This is a genomic window from Micromonospora sp. NPDC006766, assembly GCF_040636055.1.
In the GTDB taxonomy this organism is placed as follows: Bacteria; Actinomycetota; Actinomycetes; order Mycobacteriales; family Micromonosporaceae; genus Micromonospora.
On sequence record NZ_JBEYIX010000075.1, the window covers coordinates 1 to 21,758 of the forward strand.

A 21,758-nucleotide genomic window follows, 5' to 3' on the forward strand; every position below is an offset into this window, starting at 1 on the left:
ACCCGCCGCGCTCCCGCCCCGCCCGCCGCGCCGCGGGGCGGCTGCCCCGCGGGCTGGGGGGTGTCGACGACGACGTGGCGGCCTACCCGGCGGGGGCCGCCGCGGCGCGCCGCGGCGGCACCTCTGGACGATGATCCGGTCAGCGGCGACACTGACCTTCTGGCCGTGACAGTCGGGGCGGGATGGAGGCAATGGTGCGGGCAGCGCCGATCGCCGGCCGGTACGAGCGGGTCGAGGAGATCGGCTCCGGGGGCATGGGGCAGGTCTGGCGCGGCTACGACAGCGTCCTCGACCGCGAGGTCGCCATTAAACTCATCCGCGCCGACGCCGTCCACACCCCAGAGCAGGCGGAGGAACTGACCAAACGGTTCCGCCGCGAGGCCCGCGTCACCGCACGTATCCAGCACCACGGCGTGCCCCAGGTGTACGACGCGGTCCTCGACCGCTCCTACGACCGGCTCTACCTGGTGATGGAGTTCGTCCGCGGCACCACCCTGCGGGCCTTCATCGACCCGCAGCAGCCACTGCCGGTCACCTCGGCCGCCGCGATCGCCGCGCAGATCTGCACCGTCCTCTCCCACGCCCACGCCATCCCTGTCGTGCACCGTGACCTCAAACCCGACAACGTCCTGGTCACCGCAGACGGGGCGATCAAGCTCCTCGACTTCGGCATCGCCGCCATCCTGCGCACCGATGTCACCCGGCTTACGTCGACCGGCAGCGCCCTCGGCACCCACCACTACATGCCGCCCGAGCAGATCCAGAATGCGCAGATCACGCCACAGAGCGACCTGTACGCCCTCGGCTGCGTCCTGCACGAACTCCTCGCCGGCCGACGGGTCTTCGCCGGCGGCAGCGACTTCGAACTGTGGCGCCAGCACGTCACCGAGCCGCCGCCGCACCTGCGGGCGATCCGCCCCGACGTGCCCGAAGCGATCGAGGAACTGGTCCTCGATCTGCTGGCCAAGGCCCCCGAGGACCGGCCCGCAGATGCCTACGACGTCTACGAGCGGCTGCTGCCTTTCCTGCCCCTAGCCGGATCAGCACCGCCCGCCTCCGACCCCGCACGCAGCACCATGCCCGACCCGACGCTGGTGTACCGCCGACCCAACGCACCACGTCGCCGACCTGAGCCCGCGCCTGTGGTCCCGGCGCCACGGAGCGAGTCAGCCGCTGACCCGGCGGCGATCCTGAGGACCGGGGTTCGAGACGCGATCAAGGCCGCCGTGTCGCAATCCGACGAACTGCTGGACGACGAACGCTTCGCCCAGGCCGCGGAGGTGCTCGAGCAGGTGATCGGCCCCGCCAGCGCCGCGCTCGGCGCCGAGAGCCCCCGCGTACTTGGACTGCGTTCACGGCGAGCCGCCATTCTCGTCATCGGCGGGGACTTCCGGCGCGCGCTGCCGGAGTTCGACGCTCTCGCCGCCGCGTACGCCCGCACCGCCGGCCCCACCAGCGAAGACGCGTTGGAATGCCTCCGGCAGGCAGCCCACTGCCGGGCCGAACTCGGTCACGCCACCACAGCCCTACGCCAGTTCCGGCAGGTGCTGACCTATGTATGCGCCGCCTCCGGCGACGCCTCCCCCACCGCTCTCGACCTACGCCGCAACATCGGCATGCTGCTGCTTTCCGAAGGGAAGGCCACGGAGGCCGCGGACGAGCTGCAGCCGCTGCACGACGACCTCTGTGTCGTCTACGGCCCACAGCACGAGGAGACGCGGGAAGTCGCCGACGTGCTTGCCCGGCTCCGGTTCGCCGCTGGCGAATAGGTCGACCAACGCACTTACCGCAGTCGTCGTGCGCACTTTTCGCCCTCGACAAGCAAGAACCCGCAGGTCAACGCGACGAGCTCGCTCTGAGGCCCGCGATCGCGAGCCAAGTCGGGTCACTCATCGGAAAGTGGCTGTTCCTCAGCAAGAAGCGGATGCGGCTCACCCGAAAGCGCGGACAACGCCCGTGCAACATCGTAAATATCTGCCTTGACGTAGGTACTCGTCACACCGGCGTCCGAACGACCGTTATGGCCGGCATACGCTCGAGCGATAGCGTATCCGAAATTCCGTTCAACCCAGGTCAAGGTGGTATGCCGTAGCCAATGTGTCGATACCTGCTGGGCTTGGACCCAAGGCAGGCGACGCCCCAGTCGCTGCCAGAGATGATCGTAGCGACGGCTCGTCAATGGAGCGCCCGACCGGTATCTGAGCAGTTGCGTACCGTCACCGATCTTCCCACGCTCATCGTAGTGCCGGACAAGCATACGCAGCATAGAAGGGGAAACGGGCTGCCAGCGAACCGTCCCTCCCTTCTCGCTGAGCCGAATGCAGCAGTTGTCGAGGTCCAAGTCCGCTCGGTCCAGACCCAGTGCTCCACCCCGCCGGCAGGCTGTTTCGATGTGAAGTCGCAGGATGAGGGAGTCGAGGTGCGGATCGTTCCCTGTACGCCCTGCGAGTTCCACTATCCGCGCAAGCTGACGTTCCGTTAGGGCGTGTCGATTGCTCGGCAGCCTTCGGGGCTTGGCCACCCGTCGAGCTGGATCTTCTGCCTCGGCAATCAAGCCGTCGGCAACCGCGAATGCGTAGAGGCAGCGAAGGGCAGAGACCGTGTGTTCAGCCGCCGATCGGCCACCGCGCGAGTTGCTACGCACGACTGCGCTGGCGCGGATCTGCTCGACAAGCGCCGAGATCTCGGATGGTGTTGGGTCGTTCAGTTTGCGCTCACCCCAGCACTGCTCGATTCGCTTCCAGTAGCTCTCGTAAAGTCGGCGGGAGCCTGGAGCAACGGCCACCGATACGCGCTCGATGTAGTCGCGAAAGGTCGGGATTCCCGGCGGTTCGCCGATTGCCGACGGTCCAGGCGACCTATCACCGGGAATCCGCGCAAGAATCGACCGCAGGGCGGCTACCTCTTGGTTGGTTAGTCCATTCGGCAACGGGCCGGTCATGTAACACCACCTGAGCCATTGTCAATGAAAGTCGCGAGCGCAGATTCCACAAGATCCATGGTGCAAAGGATGACCACCCCTTCCTCCCTCCGTGCCACCACCAAGAGTTGTTCCCCAGCCGACAGCTCGGCCGAATGCCTGATGGGAGAGAGTACGCGGAGATGTCCCTGTGCTGTAACCAGACATGTCCCGTCCTCGCCGCGCTGGATCATGATGAAGCCCTCCCCCACTTTGCCGTTCAGCGAGTCGTCCGGTCTCCACCCCATTGCGTGGACCGGGGCTCGATCCGCAAGCCGCCCTCGCGCGTCCATAATAGTGAGGCAGTATTTCCATTGGGGAAATTTCGCGGACCCACGTCTTTGAGAAGCCGCTGGGAGACCGATGGCTGACAGCAATGATGTTGGGGTGGTCGGCCGCCTCGCGTCCTCGCCTCCTCCGGATGCCGCATTCGCAAGCATCATCGCTATGACTCCCCGCACATCTATTCACTGATTCTGGTTCTCGGCGACCTCGGCCGCCGACTTGCTGGTTCGAGGAGGTCACATCCGCTAGGCATCCTAGGATGTCAGTGATCTGCTCGAGAGCCAAGCTCTCAGGTCCCATCGCATCGATGCAGCGCGCTTCCTTTGAGCGACTACTGGCGGTGCGGGAGCTTGGGGCCCTCGCAAGCGCGGGCCCCAAGCTTGGCTCACCAGTCGCCGACGGCAGTGAATCCGTAGTACTTGCCCATGTCGATGCGGACCCAGACGTAGAACTTGGTGCCGTCCTTGACGTTGGTGGCGAGGTTGCGCCACTGGCCGACGGGCACGTGCGTCCAGTAGTTGCAGGTGGCGCGTCCGTAGAAGTTGATGCAGGCGTCGAGCGGGCCGTAGTCCTTGCCGTTGCCGGTGTTGCGGACCTGGATGTCCCTGCATTTGCTGGTGGTGCGGTAGTAGCTGGGGTACTTCGGGTAGCTGATGATCTCGACGCCGTTGTACTGCATGAAGGCGTCGGCGGCGCCGAACTTGGCGCTGTAGGGCGCGGCGCGGCAGCCGGCGGCCTGGGCGGGTGTGGAGACTCCGACGAGGGCGGTGGTGACAGTCGTCAGGGTGAAGGCCGCCGCGGCCAGCCGGGTCAGCCGTCGGTGTGTCCGTGCGGGTGTGCGCGTGGGCATGTGTCCTCCCTGGTTGGGTTGGGTAGGGCGGCAGCGGCCGGGGGGACGTCGGCGTGCTGGCGCGATGAGGGTTCGTGGCCGGGCGTCGGGTGGCCGGCGGTGAGGGCGAGGCAGTACGGGTCGGGGTGAAACGCCGGGGTGGGTTGGCGGGTGCTGTAGTAGCGGCTCCAGGAGGGGTCCTGTGGAGTCATCGGATAGGAGTTGAGCCAGCTCCAGTCGCCCACGACGACGCGTCCCGCTGCCTCTTCGTGTTGGACGAAGCGGGCGAAGGCCCGGCTTTCGCGGTGGTGGTCGGTGATGGAGACGCCGGCGGATTCGAAGCTGTGCAGCACGGCTTCGTGCAGGGTGAGCAGGGCTTTGTCGGTGCGTAGCCGGTCGCGGTTGCCGAGGCCCAAGCCGGCGATGATGGCGGGGAGTTGGTGGTAGCGGTGTTCGTCGGCGAGGTTGCGGGTGGCGATCTCGGATGCCATGAAGGTGCCGCTGAACGGGGCGGGGAACTGCAGGCCACCGAAGTGGAGAGCCATGTTGCTGATGACGGGTACGGCGGGCCAGCGCAGCCCGAGATCGGCAATCCACGGGTGATCGGGATGCTGGATCGGCACCTCGAGGATGTGCGCCGGGTCGGCCGGTAGCAGGTGCAGGCCCCCGTCGTTGGTGGCGGCGATCCAGGGCAGGATGTCGAACGGGCCGCGCCGAGCGGGTCCTGGCCAGCCGAGGTCGGTGGCCAGGCGGGTCAAGGCCAGGTTGGCGGGGTCGCCGAGGACGCCGTCTCTGCTGGGCCAGGCTGCGTAGCGGGCCAACTGCGGGCTGATGATGCGCACCGGTGGCGGGCTGGTGTGTGTGGCGGGTGCGAGGACGGTGATGACGGAGCGGATCCGTCCGTCGTTGGTGGCTTCGTCGAGGTGAGCGGCCAGTTCCCGGCCCACATCGTGCAGCGTGCTGATTTGGCGGCGGTCGCGGACGATGAGGCTGGGCCAGCGCAGCCGGCCGATGCAGCGGCCGGAGTTGCGCCAGGCCACCCGCGCCGCGTAGGCCAGCTCGTCATAGGTCGGCCGCCACGTCCCGGTCGCGCAAATTTGGGCGCGCACCTCTCGCCAGCGGCGCGCGAGGCCGGGCAGCTCTAACTCGTCGTGCCGTTGGCGGAGGAAGGCGTGGGCTTGGTTTGGCAGCTGGTCGTGGGGCATGTCCGCCCGTCGGCGCACGGTCGATGGCGCAGTCATCGGTCACCGATCCTCGGAATCGTGGACGTGGCGGTTGCGGAAGACGTGTTGGTCGCGGCCGTGGAGGAGGTAAGGGGTTCCGGGTGTCGCGCCGGTGCCTGGTCGTTCGGTGCCGAGCATTCGTACGGCGAGGCGGTAGTGGGTGCGCCGCCACTGGTGCACGGCGGCGGCGAACTGCCGCATCCCGTCGGCCAGAATGGGCGTTTGCGCGAGAGCTCGGTGGTCGGCGCGGATGGCGTCCAGGGCGTCGTCGAGGCTGCGCTGTCCGTTGCTGACGCGGGCGTACACGTCGGGCACGGACAGGTACGCCACCGAGTGCAGACGCTGCGGGTCGGGTGTGCGGCACAGGGATTCGATCAGCTTGTAGGCGCGGGACTGGATGGCGCTTGCCCCGTCGGTGTAGACGCGGAAGGCGTGGAACGCCGCCGGTTGCATGGTGGCCAGCAGCGACCACAGCGGTGCGGTCTCGCGCAGGAGCGACGCCGCGAAGGACAGGCGCGTGCCAGCTGCGGGCAGACGTTCTTCGTCTACGGCGGTGATGGCCGCGGTGAGGTCCACGGCGAGCAGAGCGAGGGTGGATTCGAAGGCTTGCAGGACCCGGATGAACAGGTACTCGTCGTGGACGCGCTCGACCGGCAGCATGGTGGTCCGCAGCATCAGCCGGTCGGCAGCGGTGCGATCGATTGCGGCCAGCGCGGTCAGGCGGCGGGCCAGCGTCGCCGGATCGTTGGCGGCAGGGATGTCGAAGCTGAGCCGGCGCAGTGCGGGTGCAGCGGCGCGCACCGCGTGTCGCACCCGTTTCCTGATCACCTCCGCATCGGGACGCATCTGGGGCAGCGGCGCCTTGGTGCTGTCGAGGGCGCGCAGCTCGAAGGTGATGAGGTCGGTCAGGAGCAAGGCGTGGAGGTGGTCGCGGCGGGCCAGCAGTTGCTCTGCCGGTTCGGCGTTGCTGCCAGGGTCGGGCATGGGTAGGAGGGGCAGGGCGAGGTAGGTGCGGTAGTCGTACCTGCCGTCGACCTTGTCGAGGGCGACGGCCAGGAATTCGGCCAGGTATGCGCGCGGCCCGGACACCTCGGGCAGGCGCTCACGGGCCGAGCACAGCGCCGTCGTCCACGCCTCGGGGACGAAGTGCTTGCCGTAGTAGAGGTAGGCGTCGACGACAGCGTCGTAGGGGAAGCGGTGTGTGGTGGGCCGGCAAAGGGCCAGCCAGCGGTGCAGCGGTTCGGGATTCATCGGACCGCTCCAGGGCGGGTGCGGCTGCGGCAGCGGTACGCGGCGATCGCCTCGCATACGGCGTCGATGTCCTCGTTCGTGGTGTAGGCGTGCATGGCCAGGCGCAGGACACCGCTACGGGGCGCGGCGATGACGCCGCGGTGCCCGAGCCAGGCGGCCATCGCCTCCGCGCGTGGCTCGACGAGCGCCAGGTGAGCGCCTCGCGCGTCGGCATTGGTGGCCAGGCGCACGAGCTCGCCCTGGGCGGTCAGCCGCTGCGCGGTCGTGGCGATCAGCCGCCGGGTGTGGTGACGTACCTGCCGCAGGTCGAGGTGACCGATCAGGGACAGGCCGGCGACGGCGGCGTAGACGGCGGTTGCGGCGGGGGTGCCGGTCTCGTAGCGGCGGGCGTGCGGGGGCGAGTCCAGGACGGTGGTGCGGAAGGCGTGGGGGTCGGTGCGGCCGAGCCAGCCGGTGAGCGCCGGCGGCGGACCGCCCGGATGCCGGACGTAGAGAAATGCCAGGCCGGGCAGTCCGAGCAGATATTTGCCGGTGCCGGTGACGAGGTAGTCGCAGCGCAGGGCGTCGACGTCGAGGGGGATGACGCCGGCGGCCTGGTAGGCGTCGACGAATACGGCCGCACCGGCGTCGTGCGCGGCATCGGCGACACGTGCCACGTCGAGGCGGGTGGCGTCGCGGTAGGTGACGGCGGGCACCGACACCAGCGCGGTACGGGGTGTGATCGCCGATAGGTAGTCGCCGGTGTTCATCGCCCCGTCGGGCGTGCCGCACCAGCGCACCCGCGCTCCGGGTTGGGCCATCCAGGCATGTGCGATCCCCGGGAACTCGGCGGAGGCGGTGAGGATTTCCCGGCGTCGTCGCCACCGGCGGCCGGCCGCGGCCTGGTGAGCGGCGATGCTGGCGTTGGGCAGGATCGCGACCTGGTCGGCGTCGGCGCCGATGAGTCGGGCGAACAGCTGGCGGGCCTGGGCGACCTGCTCCTCGCAGGTTTGCCAGAAGCCGGGCCGAGAAAGGTCGTCGAGCATCCGGGCGACGGCCTGCTCCACGTCGAGGGTGCGGGGGGCGATGCTGCACGCCGCCAGGTGGGCGCTGCCGGATGGCGTGGCCAACCGCTGCCGGAGCAGTGCGGGTCGGGCCAGTGTCGCGGCGGTCACGGCTGCACCTGCCGGGGACAGGCCACGGGTGAGGACGCTTCGGTGAGTTCGCTGCGGGCTTCCCACAGTGTCGGGAACCGGCGGTGGGCGATGAGCTTGGCGAGGCTGTCAACCGGGGTACGGCGCGTGCCGAGCACGCCCTGACCGATGACGCGGGTGGCGACGCTGTAGTGCTCGGTGCGCCACAGCGCGATCCGCTCGTCCAGCTCTACCAGCGCCTCGGCGAGCCGGTACAACGGGTCCGATGGCTGCCTCCGGTACAGGTCGACGGGAGTGAGGCGCAGCGAGGACAGCAGCCGGGCGAACGCGATGTCCAGCTCCGTGGTCGCTTCGCGCAGCAGTCGCCACCCGGGGCTTTCGAACCCTGACCCGTTGCCGAGCGCGGTCCGAATGATCGCGAACTGCGCCGGTGGCAGTGACCGCAGGATGCGCAGGTGCTCGGTGATCAGCCGCAACGCTTCCGCAGCCCGACGGAGGAGAAGTTCCGCCGCGGACGGTTGATCTGCGGCCATGTGTGCGAGGGCCCTCGCGAGATGCGAACGAGCGAGCTTGAGCCAGAGTTCGGTGCTCTGGTGCACGACTTGGAACAGCAGTTCGTCAGGGTGTACCCACTCCCCCGGTCCCTTTTGCAAGGACAGCAGGTCGTCGATGCGCATGTAGCGGGCGTAGTCGGTTGCCCCGGTTCCGGGCAGCACGGCAGGTAGAGAAGATGTGGACACTCGGTCCTCCGGATGGACTCAGGTACGTCGGGCACGGCGGAACAGAGGCGGTAGAGGGCCCGCGCGACGGGCGTGAAGTGGTTCAGGCGCGCAGGCCGGACAGGGCGGTGCCCGCGAGCCTGGTAAGGCCGTTGACGATGTCGCCGGGCATGGCAGCGCCGAGGCGCAGCGGGCTTGCCGCGACCGTCAGGTAGAGGTTGTTGTCGTAGGTCACGACGTGGATCCCGGTCAGCTCGTCGCTATAGGTGTAGGCGGCCGCGCCGAGACCGCTGATGTCGGTGACTGGGCCGCTGTCTTCCTGGACGCCCCGCAGTCCCTCGTACATCGGCTGACCTGAAGCGGGGCCGCCGACCGTCGCCATGACCACCACAACCAGGCCGTCGGGCAACCGCCCAATCGTCATGGTGCACGTCATGTTGGTGTCCGTACTCGCCTGCCGTACCTCGCCTTGTTCGTTGCTGACGGGTCCGACCGACTCGCGCAGCACGGAGGGGTTTAGCACCTGGCACAGCTTTTCGACGTTGCGGTAGGTTTCCGCACCGGCCGGTGGCATCGAGGGCGAAGCAGGGCTCGCCGCAGCGGCGGTAGACGACGCCCCACGAGATGCCGGCTGCCGCGGGGTTCCATCGGCCTGCGAGCATCCGGCGCCGGCGATCACCGCCGCGATAACGAATCCGAGTCCCATGCGGGTGAGACGTCGTCGGGGTGCCGGCACGTGACCATGAAGCAGCACGTCGGTAAGGGAGCTGGTTCGCGATGCATCGTCGGCGCGGCTCTCCATGTCGTCACCTTCGCCCAATGCCATAGTTTGGCATTGCGGTATCAATGCGCTGACGCGATTCATGCTGACGGCCTTAGCCTTTCCCGGGGCACAGAAATAAGCCAGTCACGGATCGATCCCGCAACGGGTATCCGGCAGCGACCCTCCCCCGTTTTTGGAGTCGCGCCAAGCATCAACAACTCAGCACGAGGACAGCGCTCGTGTCCACACATACGGCTAGGTCTAGCCGCATCCACACACCTTTCGCGAGGTGGCGACTATTGCCCTGAGCAGCGAAAAGACCTTGAAGCTAGGTGAAGGAACTCGGGCAACTACTGGCCTACATGACAGCCTTTCGCTAGCGTGTCGGCAGGATCAGCCGCAGTCGAAATCTGTGCTGCGTACCGGTCATCAGAACATCAACGGGGAAGGACTTGTTCGTGAGACGACGCCAATCGAGAGAAACCATCCAACGCATTGCCGGCTGGTCCACCATGGTCGTCGGACTGGCTGCGGCGGCAGTTGCCTTGCCGTTGTCACCAGCTTTTGCCGAAGCCGATCAAACCAGCGCGACTTCGGCCGCCATGACGACACAGTCCGAGCCGAATTCGCCCCAGGCCGAAAGCGATCCGCCCGCTCCAGAGCCGACACCGACCCACGAACCTGAGCCGACGAATCCGCCGCCGAACCCAGACCCGACGATTCCTCCCGGGCCTGATCCCGTGACCCCACCGCCTGCGCCCGACCCGAGCACGGTGCCGCCCCGGTCGCCATCCGCCCCGAACCCGAGCAGCGGGTCCCCACGGCCATCGACCAGCCGCTTAGGTGGAGCTGGGACGTCATCAGGGCCTGGCGGACACGCGGGCGGGAAGGGGTCGGACCCTGAGGCGCCGTCGCTGCCGGTGACCGGCGCGAACCTGACCGGGATCTTCGGGCTTGGCACCACGGCGCTGGTCGTCGGCATCGGCCTGATCATCGCCGGCCGTCAACGGCTGGATGAGCCAAGGCATCACCAGCGGCAGTGACCGCGAGGACTCCGGTCAGAGAGGAGGAGTTGATCAGTGACCGAACAGCGCCCGGACCAGGCGATCTGGCCGCCTTCGCGCGGCCACGTGCCCGCCACCGCGCCTGGCCGGGCGCCTGCCGTTCCAGCCGTACCGATGAGTCCGAGCAGCACCACCGGCGCTCGGCGCGTGCTGCACGATGCAGGGTCCGTGGTGGCTACCGGCAGAACCGGATTTCGGCACCGGTCCCCGCGGTCGGTTCTCGCGGTGGCCGTGGCCATGTGCGTGGCCGTCGCACTCGTTGGCGCATCTGCCGTGTTCGACCTTAATTGGTGCGGCAGCCAGCCACACGATGAGAGGCCATCCGCCGTAGCCTCCTCGCTCCCACGCCATTCGCCCACCGACGGGGCATTCGCGCGGCGGCAAGCAGCGTTCAATCGCGCTCGCTTTCCGGACCCGGCCATCGCCGACTTCGCCGAGCCCTGGCTATCCATAGTCGGCGATTGCATTACTGATGCCAGCAGCGGCGGTCCACAACGCGGTGCCGGCGAGCAGAGCCGCACCCGTTGCACGGCCGGCATCATCACTACCTACTGGATCTCCTACCACACCCTTGCTGACCGCGACCGCGCCCAGGCCCGGTACCAGGCACAGGCTGTGGATGCGGCGAAGCTCGCTCCCGGTGCCACTCCCCCGGTCGATCGAATCGCTCCCGGTGGCTCCCGCACCGTGCAGTACATCGAGTACGCCTATGAGGTCCCATCGGGAGAGCGCGCCGGGCAAGTCGTCGTGGCGGTGTGGTGGAGCGACCCGACTCAGCCCATCGCAGGCGTTTTCCTCGCCTACTGGTCCGAGGACTTGGACTCCTCCTGGGCGCCCCTACGCGACCTCTGGAACCAGACCAACTGACCCATCGGACCTCGGTCCGGCTGTCCTCGGTGCTCGGACCCGCCCAGCGCAATCCCCGAAAAGCAAACACGATCTGTGGAAGGGGTCTGCGTTATCCACAGGCTGGCCGTTGCCGGTTGATCCTCTCACCCGCGAAGGGCAGGGTCGCCACATGACCGAAGACATCCTCTACGCGCAGCGAATTTTGACTGACGCTTCAGACCCCGACGGACTTGAGGCACTCACCGCTCTTGCGATCGTCTACAGAGCCGCGGACTCCGTTGCCGAAGTCGCGGCAGACGATCCGGACCGATGGACATTCGCCGCCCTCAGCATCGCTGAAGGTATCGACCGGCTCACCCAGGACCTGCCCGGCGGGCTGGTCGTTCCCCTCGACACATCTGCCATCGACGAAGACGCCATCGCGGTCATAAGCCAACCGATCCGCGCGCTACTCACCACACTGGCCGCCCTGTACACCTCCGCCGCCCGTCGAGACAGCGAGCCACCATGGCGACGGTTGACGTGGAGCTCGGTCGCACAACACCTCGCCCGCGCATTACAGGAACTGCCGTGACCTACGGCCACCATCTCGACGAGGCCGCCCGGGCTCTAGCCAGTGCGCTGGTCACCCTCCAGAACCCAGACTCTGGCGGGATCGCCGACCACGCCGCCGTAGCTATCGCCCGCACACAGTTCTACCGGGCTATCGAGCGGCAAGCTGCACACCTCACCGCCAGGGGAGACGACACCGAATTCGGCCGGTTGCTCTCGCAGGCCACCCAAACCACCGCATTTGACCTTCCCTTGCCGCCGCCGTCCAACCATCCGCTAGCAGTCGCGCTGCGCCAAGCCGCAGATGCCGCCCGCGCCGCCAGCGAGATCCTGGACAGCCATTTCGACCCAGGAAGCGGACGCCCACGCTCCTCGGAAGGCCACGCCATTCTGGCCGGGATCAATCGCGTTCAGAACCTCACGCACCTCGCGCAACTCGCCCGCGCGGCCAGCGAAGCCGATCGCATCCTCGCCGGCTGGCTAAAAGCCGGATACGCCGCAGGTAGCCACCAACCCATCGTGCGCACCGCGATAGCCGACGCCCGTACCACGAGTGCTGTCCTATACCCGGCCGCAAGCGCCATCCGCCGCACACCCGTGCGCACTCCCATCTACCACCTGCAGCCTCCTCTCCTTACCGACCTGGCGCAGAGATGGACCCGGTTCAACTTCCCAGCCGACTGCGTCACTGCCCTGGACGTCACACGCACCTGGCTGGTGCAGCACCACCGCAACCTCACCGCTGCAGACCTCAACGCGCTCACCCGTACCAGTCTCGCCTTGTCCTACGAGACCGACTACCTGATCGGCCTCGCGCAGGACCGCACCGAGGCCGGCGCGATCGGCTTCCTCGCCAGAGGCTGGCGTACCGCGGCCCGGGCTGCTAGCCACCTGCACAGCCTCACCAGGCCCGAGCCCGGCATCGGGCCCGCCGTCCTCACCGCTGCCGAAGCCTGGCTCCGCAATCAGCTACGCCCGGACGGCGGCTGGCGCAACCGCGACACTCTCCGGAACAGTCCCGACGCTGCCGCCTGGCGAACCCTTGGCCGCGATCTCGCCGCCAGGCTGCCCGACCTTGCCACCCTCGTCCACCGCGCGGCCCTGGCCGCCCTGCACCGTGGTGCCCTCCTCGAACTCGATCCACGACATCGGCCCGCGCCCGCCGGCGAACCCGTCAGACGAGCCCACTGGATCAAGGCCGGCCCGGCCAGCCCACAAGGCATCGTGCTCCGCGGCGCCACCAGTCAACTGCGCAGCTACGCCAGCTGGATGGCCCGCGAAGCCGGTGTCACCGCCCTTCCCGGAATCAACGAGTCAGACGCCTCCAACGAAGCAGGCCGCCGTGAACTCCGCGCTCGCCTTCGCCGTAGCGCAGCAGCCGTGGCCAACATCGGCCTGCGCCCTTTGCAGAGCCGGTCACCCAAGCCATTCCACCAACCGCACCTTCAGCCTCACCACTGGCACATTGCGCAGCAGCAAGCGGACGAGCCACAGCTCGACTACCACCGGGATCCCGACGGGCCGGGACTCTAGCGTCTCCTCAGCGAGCCAGCCGGAGGGCCCCAGCAGCATCCACTCGCGCGAGGTCGTGAACCGCTTGGTACGCGTGCTCCGCGTTCACGATGACCCACTGACCAGTGCCGGGGACCGGCAGGACCACGTGGTGGCAGCTTCCACACCACGTCCCTGAGCGCCACACCCACACCGCCCGGTCCGTCCCGCCTGCGATCCCTGAGCACGGTGCCGGCGGACACCCGCGAGCAGCCCACCGCGATGCCGGCCACAGCGGCGAAAACCGCCGCTGCGAACATGCCCGCAGCGGAATCCTGCGCGGACGACGACGGCGCAGCCAGCAGCCCGTAGCTGATGAAGATCGCGAGTCCCGCACATGCTGCTGCTACAGCCGCTGGCCGCGACGCCGAACGGGGGTGCGCAGGGGGTCGTAGTTGCACAGCCAGTGGGCTTGACGACGCTGTGATGCTGCGGCTGCGTACGGCGAGCAGTCCCCCTGCCAGTGTCGTGGTGGACGTTCGCGCCACTCGCGTCCCCGTGGCGCGCACCGTGGGCAAAGTGCGCGTTCCGGCGGAGCCGCAGTGCGGGCAGGTCGATCCGGTTGCCATACCCGCCAGTGTCGCGAGCGCCTACGACATTCGGCTCCGCATCTCGCGCCCGTCTTGGTCTCTGCGATCAGTTGGTCGCCACGGCGCCCCGCATCGGTGAACGCGCGGGCGTCGCGGCGTAGGGGTCCGGCTCGCTCAACTCGGGTCGCCACTCACTGAGCGGCACGAGGCCTGGTGCCATCAGCGTGTAGTCGCCGAAGAGCGCGGTGAGCTGCGCGTCGGTGCGGAGGGTGATATCGGTGGCCGCTTGCGTGCGAAACACACCCTTCGCCGTTGACACGCTCGATTCTTCATACGTGTCCGTGACCGCCGCCGCGCTCAGGTGCGAGAGCACCATCGCGCTGCCGGGGACAAGCCGGTCCCGGATTGGTGCTACGACTTCATTGATCCGATCGTCGGGCACCTGCTGCAACACCGCGCAGTAGAGGAGCGCGGTGGGCTGGTCGAGGTCGATCACGGTGGCGAGGTCCCCCTCGTGGAGGGCCTTTATGATGAGGTCGGGGCGGGTGAAGTCGCCTTCGATGGCCCGGCAACCCGGGATGCCCATCAGGAGCTCGTTGGACGCGACGACCGCGACAGGGTCGATGTCCACGTACAGCACTCTGCTGGTGGGGTCAACGGCTCGCGCGATCTCGTGCACGTTGCCCTGGGTGGGGATGCCCGAGCCGAGGTCGAGGAACTGTCGAATGCCTGCTTCGGCCAGCACTCGGACCGCGCGCCGCAGGAACAGGCGGTTGGACCAGGCGATGTCGGCCGCGTCGGGAACGGCCTGCATGAGCTGTCGTGCAGCTTCGCGGTCTGCAGGGAAGTTCTGATCGCCGCCGAGGAGGTAGTCATAGATTCGTGCGACGGTGGCGCGACCACCGCTGGCGCCGTGTGCATCCTTCTGCGTTTCGGCCACTGCTTTCTCCCCGTTCCTGCGCACCTGTGATGCCACGGCGTTGACATCGTCCGTTGTGGAGGCGAATCCTAGCCGAACATGGTCATTTCGCTGGGGCCCCTTGATGATCGGTGGGCCCTACAGGTATCCGTTCGGGCGCTACACTCTGACCTTTAGTCCGACACTGATCGTAGTGTCAGGAGGTGTGGATGCTCTGGGCTCGGGCGCGTCTTGCGCGGCGTCTCCGCAAGGCTGGCGTACCACCGCCGCCCGCTCCGTACACGGTCGACGCCTGGTGCGAAGCCATCGGACGCATTCGGCGCCGCCCCCTACACATTCGCGGTGAACGACTGGGAGCCGAGCACCCGCCCGGTCTACTCGTTCGGCTCGACCGAGCCGACTACATCCTCATCGACGCGGCGCTGCCCGCGCTCGCGCGGGCGCAGACGGTTCTTCACGAGGTTGCGCATCTGGTCCTCGACCACGACGGCGACGCTCTACACGCCGACGTCGATCTTGCGCTCGAGGCCGAAGCCGAGTTGGCCGCGGACCTGCTGTACCAGCAGATGGTGCACGCCGCCGGCAGCACCGCCGAGGCTTCCACGCGGGAGGTATCAGCTTCCTCGCGGGTGCCGTTGAGGCTCTGGTCATCGCGGAGGTGGACGGACCTTCGTACGGACTGGCATGTCACCCAGTTGTGGATGACGCTGCGGGCGGGTATGCCTGACGCAAAGATCATCAGCACCAGCACTGGTGAACAGGTCCCAGTAGAGGTAGGTGGTAGACACCACCGCCATCGCCGGGTAGTCGAGGTCCACGATGCGTTGCGGCTGTTGAGGCCGTGGTGCAGTGGACGGGTTCACGAGAGCGCGGAGCGGCGGGCCCTGCGATACCGGCTCGATTCTGCTGCTATAGCCGCGGTCGCCGAAGCGTCGACGGTAGCGGTCGCGCTGCGTCGGCGTCAGGCTGGGCTGCCGCTCGCCGACGACTCGCCCTTCGTGGCCGCGCCCTTGGACGTGACTGACGTGCGCGCTGAGGCTCGCCGCCTGGCCAGGCTGTCTCGAGCTTTGCATGACTCGCCCCTCGTCGCCGCCGAGGTGGACTGTTGGGTGCCGGTAATCGCGTCCTTCGATACCAGCGAGGCGTTTCCCTCCGCGACGTTGGCGCGTGGCCTACCTGTCATGCCGCTGATGGAGAGCGCGACACGGCGTGGTCGTCCAGCGGGAGCGGTGTAAGCGCACGATCTGCGCCCCGTCGTGCAACGCCGTCGGCCGCCACAGCGAGGCGTGATTCCGCACTTGGCTTGGAAACATCTCGCCGCCGAACAATGGCCCGCCGCCGAGTGCACAGCCGAGCCTCGCCAACTCGTGTCGCTCCTCCTCGACGGTTATCCCCGGCGCGATGACCGCGAGCTCCAGGTCGATAGCGAGGTCGGCTGCCGCACGGATGACAGCCTGCGCCGGCCGCCAACCGGCATCGAGTGCGTAGGCCGGGTCGAGCCGGAGGAAGCTCCAAGTGGCGGCGTTGAGCGCCTGAATGCTGCCCTCAATGCTGCCGTAGTTGCCCAGCAACAGCCGCACCCCGTACTGCCGCACCCGGTCGGTCACGTCGCGGCCGGGCAGGCCAGTGGGTTGCGTCAGCTCCAGCACCAGAGATGACCCCGCCACAGCGTGGTTGCGCAGAACATCGCGGAGCCCGTCGACGAATCTGGGCGTGATGGCGCGTGCGGGCACCGGCACCACCAGCGCAGCGTGCGGTAGCGCTTCCCGCCAGGTCGCCGCGGCGGCCAGGGACCGTGTGATCACCTTCCGTGCGAGTGCTTCCGAGCCGTCCTGATTCATCACGAGCTGGTAGATGTACTCGTCGGCGACGAGCACATCGTGCCGTGAGTAAAGGATTCGCGGCACGGACTGCATCATCGCAATCCGGCCGGTGGTGAGGTCGACGATCGGCTCGTACGCGATCGACATCCGTGCGTCGACCAGGTCCCGATCCAGGGCGCGGCCGTGCGCGGGACCAGTCTGATACGACACCAACCGGTCTTGCTCCCGGCGAATGGCCCGCCACATCACCTGCTCTGCGGCGTCGAGCAGCTCCGCGACATCGACGGCGGCACCAGATGTCATTCCTGCGCTCGCCCGGATACTCAGCATGCCCTGATCGGTAGAGACAGAGCGGCGTAGTGCCGCGACGGTCCAGCACGCCCACTGGTACGCGGCGTCCTGCGGCACATCCCACATGATGAGGGCAAACTCGGCGTCGCCGATTCGCCCCACGCCGGAGCCCGGGTCCCTCGATGCGTAGCGCAGCCTTCCGGCGAGTTCGTTCAGCAGTGCCAGGGCCGCGTCCCTGCCGATCTGGTCCGCGATAAAGTCATAGTTCTCTAAGCGAACCGCGACCACATGGCACGTCCCGGTGGCGATCTCGGCAACACGGGACAGCAAGGCTCGGCGATTACACAGGCCGGTGTCCGGGTCCTGGGTGGCTGCCACCTCATGCCGGCGCGCTTCCTGCGCCAGCAGGAAGTACGCGTGCGCGTTGTCCAAACTCGTTGCCAGGGTGGCAATGAATGTCCGTAGGGTGACACGCTCTCGCGCTGAGAGTTTGTCACCGGCCCCGCCGAGATACAGCCGCACCACGCCGCTCAGCCCCGTCGTGTTGTCCCCGAACTCGGAGCGCACTGTTGGCCACGACTCGACTGTGTCGGGGGCGTCGGTGGCTGGCCCGTCATACACCACGCATGCGTCGCCAGCGTCGCCACCAGCACGCACCAGCCGTTTGCCGTTACCAATCTCGATGTCTGCGGCCCGAGCACCGAACAGCCTTACCGCTCCGGCTGCTGCGGTACGAAGAACGAAGCCGAGATCCCGGACCGACAATGCGTCGCTCAGCACCGCCAGATCTTCCCAAGCGCGCCGTTCCTCACGGATCCGAAGGCGATAGGTCAACGCGAGGTGCAGGATCAGCATCCCCGCAGGCAGCGCTATCAGCGCTCGCAGGTCAAGTCCGGTAATGACCGCGACAAGACCTGCGGTGACGATCTCTCCAACGGCAACGATCAGGCGGGTCCGCCATAGGTGGCGAAGTACCATCAGAAACGGCCGCATGGTCGCCAATGTGACCGTGGTGATGGTGACCAGTTCTTCCAAAGCCAGTACCGTCACCGCCGCGATGGGGAAAGCGATCACCTGCCGGAGCAGGTCCGGGCTGCCTGGGGCGTGTTCGGAGAAGCCAGGCTGGGCGCCGAAGGCATACATCACTGACCCGGCCGCTGCCGCAGTGACGGTATCCATGCTGCTATTGTGGAGCGCTTTGTGCAGGCCGGAGGACCGGGAACGGCTCGTCACGAGTCGCGCCACGGTGACCCCGACCGCCGTGCATAGGACAACCCACGGGACCGGCAGCGCGGAGGCGCAGACCAGACATGCCGTGGGCGTCAAGGTGATCCGAATCGGCACTCGTTGCGAAAGCGGCACCGAACAGACCGCGCCCACCGCCATGAGCACCGCGCCCATTAGAAGATAGACCGAATAGTAAGGTGCTGGCGAACCCGCGTGCTTAACCGCCCACGCCAGGCATGCCAGCGCCAAAGAAAGGACACTGAAAGTCAATAGACCCAGCGCCCATTTCCCACCCTTGTTCGACATCAATCAGTCCCCGGCGAGCCATGGCGAGGTCCACCGAGGCTCAACCTCAGGCCCGAAAATAGTGTTGCCCGCGTCATCGACGAATTCCTGCCCCTCGGTGGAGCCATACACGACGACAGTTCCACTCATCACGCGCCCGACCACAATCCGGCGGACCTTGATCAGATTCGGGAGCGGAGGTGCAGGAAGCACGGGTCGGTGTCGCATGACATGCTGCCCGCCTGGTGGTGCCGCGCACACGAAGCTCCACGGCCGCGCCACCGGCTGATAGCTATGATCACGGATCTGTTTGACGGATGGCGCTGAGAACCGACGCGACTAATCCACCGAGAAGTCCATCCTGGCGTACAGCGCCCGGATAACCGTTCACACGGCAGCCGCTCACCGACGTCGGCATCAATTCATCAGACTCGTCCTATCACTTGAAGTAGCGCCAGAAGCGACGCGAACCCAAAAACGCCACGGAGACCCTCGATCTACCCCGGCGTTGCACCCTGAAGTACACCTTGGCCGGACAATGTTCGCGCATTGGACTAATGGCACTGGGATGCAGGCCACCCGCGATGCCGTCGGCTGATTCGAGTCCGGAGCGAGGTGCTGCAGGCACACCCGCACCGAACTCGAATCCCCCCGTGGTTTTACCCCGATTCCACCCTTATTTCGCTGCTGGCTGGATCGACGGACCAACAATGCCCAACTGATCGGCGCTCTGACAGGAGGCAAATCCTGCACGAACTCTCAGTTCGTGTCCTGAGGCTGCGTTAACATGCCGTCTTCGGAGGTGACGATGGACGAGTTGATCAGTCAGCTTCTGCGGCACTGGCGCGGCCGGCTGTCGCGTGACGACATCGGGCTACCGCCCCGAGTCCATCGCCGGCACGGATCGCTGACGCAGGAGGACGTCGCCGAGGCCACCGGGTTCGGGTTGCGCACATACGTGGACTTGGAGCGGGGCAAGTCGCGGCCCAGCCCGGAACTACTCGATTCCGTCGCCGAGGTCTTGCGCCTGTCCGCCGACGAGCGGCGGGCCCTGTGGCTGGCGGCCACCGGCACCGCGCGACCCGCCCAGGGCTATATGAGAGATGCCGACCCTGGACTCACTCAGCTGTGTAACTCGCTGCCCTACCCGGCCTACGTCACCGACGCCGCGTGGTGGGTCATCGCCGCCAACCACATGTTCGCGAACTGGTTCGACGACTTCGGCGCACTGCCGGCTGCCGAACGAAATATCGCGAAGTACATCTTCGCCAACCCGCACGCCCCGCACGTACTGGCAGGCTGGACGCAGTTCGCCGACGAATTCGTCGCCCGCTTTCGGGCACTGTACGCCGGGCTCGGGGAGAGCGAGGGGTTCACAAGGCTCCTCGCGGAGCTACGCGAGCGCCCAGAGTTCGAGGGCCGATGGTCGGACACCGCCGCGATCAGCGTCGACCCGCCCACCGCCACCAGACTCTTTCGTGAACCTGGCCGGGACCTTGACCACCCCGGGGTGCCACTCGACATGGTGATCCTCGCGCCCGCACAGCCAGAGGACGGCAGAAGGCTGGTTGTCTTCCAGTTCCCGCCCGGGTACACACCGCCTGCCCCGTCTGGCAGTAGCGGTGCGGAAGCTTGCCCTGCGTGCATCCGTCTCCGGCAATGACGCACAAGGCCGCCGCAGGTGCCTGGCTCGCCAGGGTGCGCCGCGCCGCCGGACTCACTCAAACCGACACCGCCTGGCGGGCCGGCATCACCGTCCGCGCCTACCAGGCAATCGAGGCCGGCCGACATCCGACACCCAAGACCTTGCAAGCAATCGCCACAGCCCTAGGGCTCGACCTCGCCTGCCGGCGGCACCTCGATCGCCTCATCCACCCACCACGCACAGCCCCCGCACCACCGCCGACCGAGCACCTACGCCAACTGCTGGCCCACATCAACGCGCCTGCATGGGTTGTCGACCCAGCATGGACCGTCCTGGCGGCATCACGCTCGGCCCCCGTAATGCCCGCCAACCTCGCACTCTGGGCTATCGATGCCGCCGCCAAATTCGACGACTGGCACCGCGTGTCCGCCGACCTTGTCGCGCGCACCCGATCAACGTTGAGCTGGTACGAGACACCTGGTGAGCCCGTCCCAGCCGTCATCGCCGCAGTGCGAGCAGCCAGCCACGCCGCGGAACTGGCCTGGTCTGCGGGCCACGTCGCCGACGTCCCTCATCGCGAGGTTTTGGCCTTCGAGGGCCGACCCCTCACCCTGCACTGGGCAACGTTAGGAAACGATCCATCGGCGCGGCTTGTCGTCGTCACGGGGGCGGACCCCCGCCATGCCTCTGGTGGCACCCGCAGCCCCGCCACCCAGACTGCCGCACCATGCCCCCCAAGTCCCGCAACCGCCCCATAGACTGAAACTCGAAGTGCCTCCCTCACCGGGGAACCTGAATGTCGCGATCAGCGGTTCCCTGGGCAGGACAGGCACTTCCGCATATCTACAAACCCCGCCGAACCGGGCCATCTCGTGAGTGGGCAATCAGGGAGGTTAGGCATGCCCCAGCCAGGCGAGGAACCTTCCACCAGCTTGGTGCTTGTGCACCCCGGACCGAAGTGGGACCACACCCAGCCTTTGGCGAAGCAGCACAACGCCGATGGACACATGGCCTGGGTCGCACGCCACGTCGCCTCCGGCACCGCGATCGCGGCCGGTCCCATCTGGCGTCACGACGAACACCTCGACGGCGACCTCGTCGGCGTGATCATCCTCGATGTCACAGCCACCGAAGCCAAAAGGCTGACGTCCACCGACCCGGCGGTTACTGGAGGTCAACTGGCCGTGGACGTGCACCCATTTCACCGAGTAACAGTCGCGCCACAGTGACCCTGGCCGCCATGCGCAGGGACAGCCCACGGGGACCGGCAGCGCGGAGACGCCGACCAGACACGCCCTAGCTAGGCGTCAAGGTGATCCATATCAGCACTCGCTGCGAAAGCGGCGCCGAACATCGAACAGACCGCGTCTACCGCCATGAGCACTAGATTGGATTTTGTCGATCATCAACCCCGGCCTTTCGAGGTGGATCGTCGACAGCAGAAGGCCAAGGTGGACGCTCAGCCCCACTCAACGCCCTTACGCATTACGGCACCCCCCTCCGCTGCATCGGCACCGGTCGGAACGTATTGCCACGCAAGGTGCTTTCCAACACCAAAGCGTCGTTTTGGTCATCCACTGCGCACTGGGACTCAACAGCGTGACGGAACGCAGGCGAGCCGCGCTGAAGGAATGTGGCGTCGCCCACCTAGGTCAACTCCTCCGCACACAGCCGGAAGCAATGCGCTGATTACCCAGCGCATCTGTCGTCCGATACGACCGCCTCACCAAGGCCACGTCCCGACCCCCTGCCCCGAACATCTGATGAGGGGCTGTCTCGCTAACGGTGTTTCCGGCGATCTTGGTTAGTAGGTTTCAGCGGCTGGGAAGCGGTCGCTGAAGGTGATGGCGAAGGCGTTCA

18 protein-coding genes are annotated in these 21,758 nt (G+C 67.2%); 9 read left to right on the forward strand and 9 right to left on the reverse strand.

Annotated features, from left to right (window positions below; all coding sequences use genetic code 11):
- Window positions 1–182 precede the first annotated feature (182 nt).
- Window positions 183–1,769 carry a serine/threonine-protein kinase gene (locus ABZ671_RS30630; RefSeq protein WP_357864645.1) on the forward strand — a complete coding sequence of 529 codons (1,587 nt, stop codon included), beginning with the start codon at window positions 183–185 and terminating at the stop codon, window positions 1,767–1,769.
- A 116-nt stretch (window positions 1,770–1,885) separates the two neighbouring features.
- On the opposite strand, the gene ABZ671_RS30635 is transcribed toward ABZ671_RS30630, so the two are convergent.
- The 7 genes from ABZ671_RS30635 to ABZ671_RS30665 form a co-directional block, all read right to left on the reverse strand.
- A complete protein-coding gene (locus ABZ671_RS30635; RefSeq protein ID WP_357864647.1) occupies window positions 1,886–2,941 on the reverse strand; it encodes a site-specific integrase in 1,056 nt (351 codons plus the stop codon).
- Between the two features lie 688 nt (window positions 2,942–3,629).
- A complete protein-coding gene (locus ABZ671_RS30640) occupies window positions 3,630–4,094 on the reverse strand; it encodes a hypothetical protein (RefSeq protein WP_357864648.1) in 465 nt (154 codons plus the stop codon).
- A complete protein-coding gene (locus ABZ671_RS30645) occupies window positions 4,055–5,314 on the reverse strand; it encodes a nitric oxide synthase oxygenase (protein ID WP_357864650.1) in 1,260 nt (419 codons plus the stop codon). Before ABZ671_RS30645 ends, ABZ671_RS30640 begins: the two co-directional genes overlap by 40 nt.
- A 3-nt stretch (window positions 5,315–5,317) precedes the next feature.
- The gene (locus tag ABZ671_RS30650; RefSeq protein WP_357864652.1) at window positions 5,318–6,547 is read right to left on the reverse strand and encodes a tryptophan 2,3-dioxygenase family protein; all 1,230 of its coding nucleotides are present in this window, start codon (window positions 6,545–6,547) and stop codon (window positions 5,318–5,320) included.
- Window positions 6,544–7,701 carry an aminotransferase class V-fold PLP-dependent enzyme gene (locus tag ABZ671_RS30655; protein ID WP_357864654.1) on the reverse strand — a complete coding sequence of 386 codons (1,158 nt, stop codon included), beginning with the start codon at window positions 7,699–7,701 and terminating at the stop codon, window positions 6,544–6,546. The genes ABZ671_RS30650 and ABZ671_RS30655 overlap by 4 nt, the downstream gene beginning before the upstream one ends.
- Entirely contained in the window at window positions 7,698–8,420 is a 723-nt protein-coding gene (locus ABZ671_RS30660; RefSeq protein ID WP_357864656.1) for a tryptophan 2,3-dioxygenase family protein, read from the reverse strand. Before ABZ671_RS30660 ends, ABZ671_RS30655 begins: the two co-directional genes overlap by 4 nt.
- 82 nt (window positions 8,421–8,502) lie before the next feature.
- Entirely contained in the window at window positions 8,503–9,201 is a 699-nt protein-coding gene (locus tag ABZ671_RS30665; RefSeq protein WP_357864658.1) for a hypothetical protein, read from the reverse strand.
- A gap of 881 nt (window positions 9,202–10,082) precedes the next feature.
- On the opposite strand from ABZ671_RS30665, the gene ABZ671_RS30670 reads away from it, so the two are divergent.
- The 4 genes from ABZ671_RS30670 (at window position 10,083) to ABZ671_RS30685 (ending at window position 13,160) form a co-directional block, all read left to right on the forward strand.
- A complete protein-coding gene (locus ABZ671_RS30670) occupies window positions 10,083–10,205 on the forward strand; it encodes a hypothetical protein (RefSeq protein WP_357864660.1) in 123 nt (40 codons plus the stop codon).
- 36 nt (window positions 10,206–10,241) lie between these two features.
- On the forward strand, window positions 10,242–11,093 hold the full coding sequence (locus ABZ671_RS30675; RefSeq protein ID WP_357864661.1) for a hypothetical protein: 852 nt from the start codon (window positions 10,242–10,244) through the stop codon (window positions 11,091–11,093).
- Window positions 11,094–11,244: 151 nt separating this feature from the next.
- On the forward strand, window positions 11,245–11,649 hold the full coding sequence (locus ABZ671_RS30680; RefSeq protein ID WP_357864663.1) for a hypothetical protein: 405 nt from the start codon (window positions 11,245–11,247) through the stop codon (window positions 11,647–11,649).
- Window positions 11,646–13,160, forward strand: a complete 1,515-nt coding sequence (locus ABZ671_RS30685) for a hypothetical protein (RefSeq protein WP_357864665.1) — start codon at window positions 11,646–11,648, stop codon at window positions 13,158–13,160. Before ABZ671_RS30680 ends, ABZ671_RS30685 begins: the two co-directional genes overlap by 4 nt.
- Window positions 13,161–13,814: 654 nt before the next feature.
- Here ABZ671_RS30685 and ABZ671_RS30690 read toward each other — a convergent pair.
- Window positions 13,815–14,648, reverse strand: a complete 834-nt coding sequence (locus ABZ671_RS30690; RefSeq protein ID WP_357864667.1) for an SAM-dependent methyltransferase — start codon at window positions 14,646–14,648, stop codon at window positions 13,815–13,817.
- Window positions 14,649–14,836: 188 nt separating this feature from the next.
- On the opposite strand from ABZ671_RS30690, the gene ABZ671_RS30695 reads away from it, so the two are divergent.
- Window positions 14,837–15,862: a DUF6545 domain-containing protein gene (locus ABZ671_RS30695; RefSeq protein WP_357864668.1), complete on the forward strand. Its 1,026-nt coding sequence runs from the start codon at window positions 14,837–14,839 to the stop codon at window positions 15,860–15,862.
- Here ABZ671_RS30695 and ABZ671_RS30700 read toward each other — a convergent pair.
- Window positions 15,800–17,920 (reverse strand): EAL domain-containing protein, encoded by a 2,121-nt coding sequence (locus ABZ671_RS30700; RefSeq protein ID WP_357864670.1) that lies wholly within the window; start codon window positions 17,918–17,920, stop codon window positions 15,800–15,802. The two genes, ABZ671_RS30695 and ABZ671_RS30700, sit on opposite strands and share 63 nt — an antisense overlap.
- Before the next feature lie 1,141 nt (window positions 17,921–19,061).
- Between ABZ671_RS30700 and ABZ671_RS30705 the strand changes: the two genes are divergently transcribed.
- The 3 genes from ABZ671_RS30705 (at window position 19,062) to ABZ671_RS30715 (ending at window position 21,127) form a co-directional block, all read left to right on the forward strand.
- On the forward strand, window positions 19,062–19,916 hold the full coding sequence (locus ABZ671_RS30705; protein ID WP_357864672.1) for a helix-turn-helix transcriptional regulator: 855 nt from the start codon (window positions 19,062–19,064) through the stop codon (window positions 19,914–19,916).
- A complete protein-coding gene (locus ABZ671_RS30710; RefSeq protein ID WP_357864674.1) occupies window positions 19,913–20,656 on the forward strand; it encodes a helix-turn-helix domain-containing protein in 744 nt (247 codons plus the stop codon). Before ABZ671_RS30705 ends, ABZ671_RS30710 begins: the two co-directional genes overlap by 4 nt.
- Window positions 20,657–20,797: 141 nt before the next feature.
- The gene (locus ABZ671_RS30715; RefSeq protein ID WP_357864676.1) at window positions 20,798–21,127 is read left to right on the forward strand and encodes a hypothetical protein; all 330 of its coding nucleotides are present in this window, start codon (window positions 20,798–20,800) and stop codon (window positions 21,125–21,127) included.
- Window positions 21,128–21,758: the final 631 nt, after the last annotated feature.

Coding starts and splice junctions, on each gene's coding strand:
- ABZ671_RS30645 (WP_357864650.1), bottom strand. CDS start 5,314: ATGACTGCGCCATCGACCGTGCGCCGACGGGCGGACATGCCCCACGAC.
- ABZ671_RS30700 (WP_357864670.1), bottom strand. CDS start 17,920: ATGGATACCGTCACTGCGGCAGCGGCCGGGTCAGTGATGTATGCCTTC.
- ABZ671_RS30665 (WP_357864658.1), bottom strand. CDS start 9,201: ATGGAGAGCCGCGCCGACGATGCATCGCGAACCAGCTCCCTTACCGAC.
- ABZ671_RS30640 (WP_357864648.1), bottom strand. CDS start 4,094: ATGCCCACGCGCACACCCGCACGGACACACCGACGGCTGACCCGGCTG.
- ABZ671_RS30710 (WP_357864674.1), top strand. CDS start 19,913: ATGACGCACAAGGCCGCCGCAGGTGCCTGGCTCGCCAGGGTGCGCCGC.
- ABZ671_RS30650 (WP_357864652.1), bottom strand. CDS start 6,547: ATGAATCCCGAACCGCTGCACCGCTGGCTGGCCCTTTGCCGGCCCACC.
- ABZ671_RS30635 (WP_357864647.1), bottom strand. CDS start 2,941: ATGACCGGCCCGTTGCCGAATGGACTAACCAACCAAGAGGTAGCCGCC.
- ABZ671_RS30705 (WP_357864672.1), top strand. CDS start 19,062: ATGGACGAGTTGATCAGTCAGCTTCTGCGGCACTGGCGCGGCCGGCTG.
- ABZ671_RS30680 (WP_357864663.1), top strand. CDS start 11,245: ATGACCGAAGACATCCTCTACGCGCAGCGAATTTTGACTGACGCTTCA.
- ABZ671_RS30715 (WP_357864676.1), top strand. CDS start 20,798: ATGCCCCAGCCAGGCGAGGAACCTTCCACCAGCTTGGTGCTTGTGCAC.
- ABZ671_RS30695 (WP_357864668.1), top strand. CDS start 14,837: ATGCTCTGGGCTCGGGCGCGTCTTGCGCGGCGTCTCCGCAAGGCTGGC.
- ABZ671_RS30630 (WP_357864645.1), top strand. CDS start 183: ATGGAGGCAATGGTGCGGGCAGCGCCGATCGCCGGCCGGTACGAGCGG.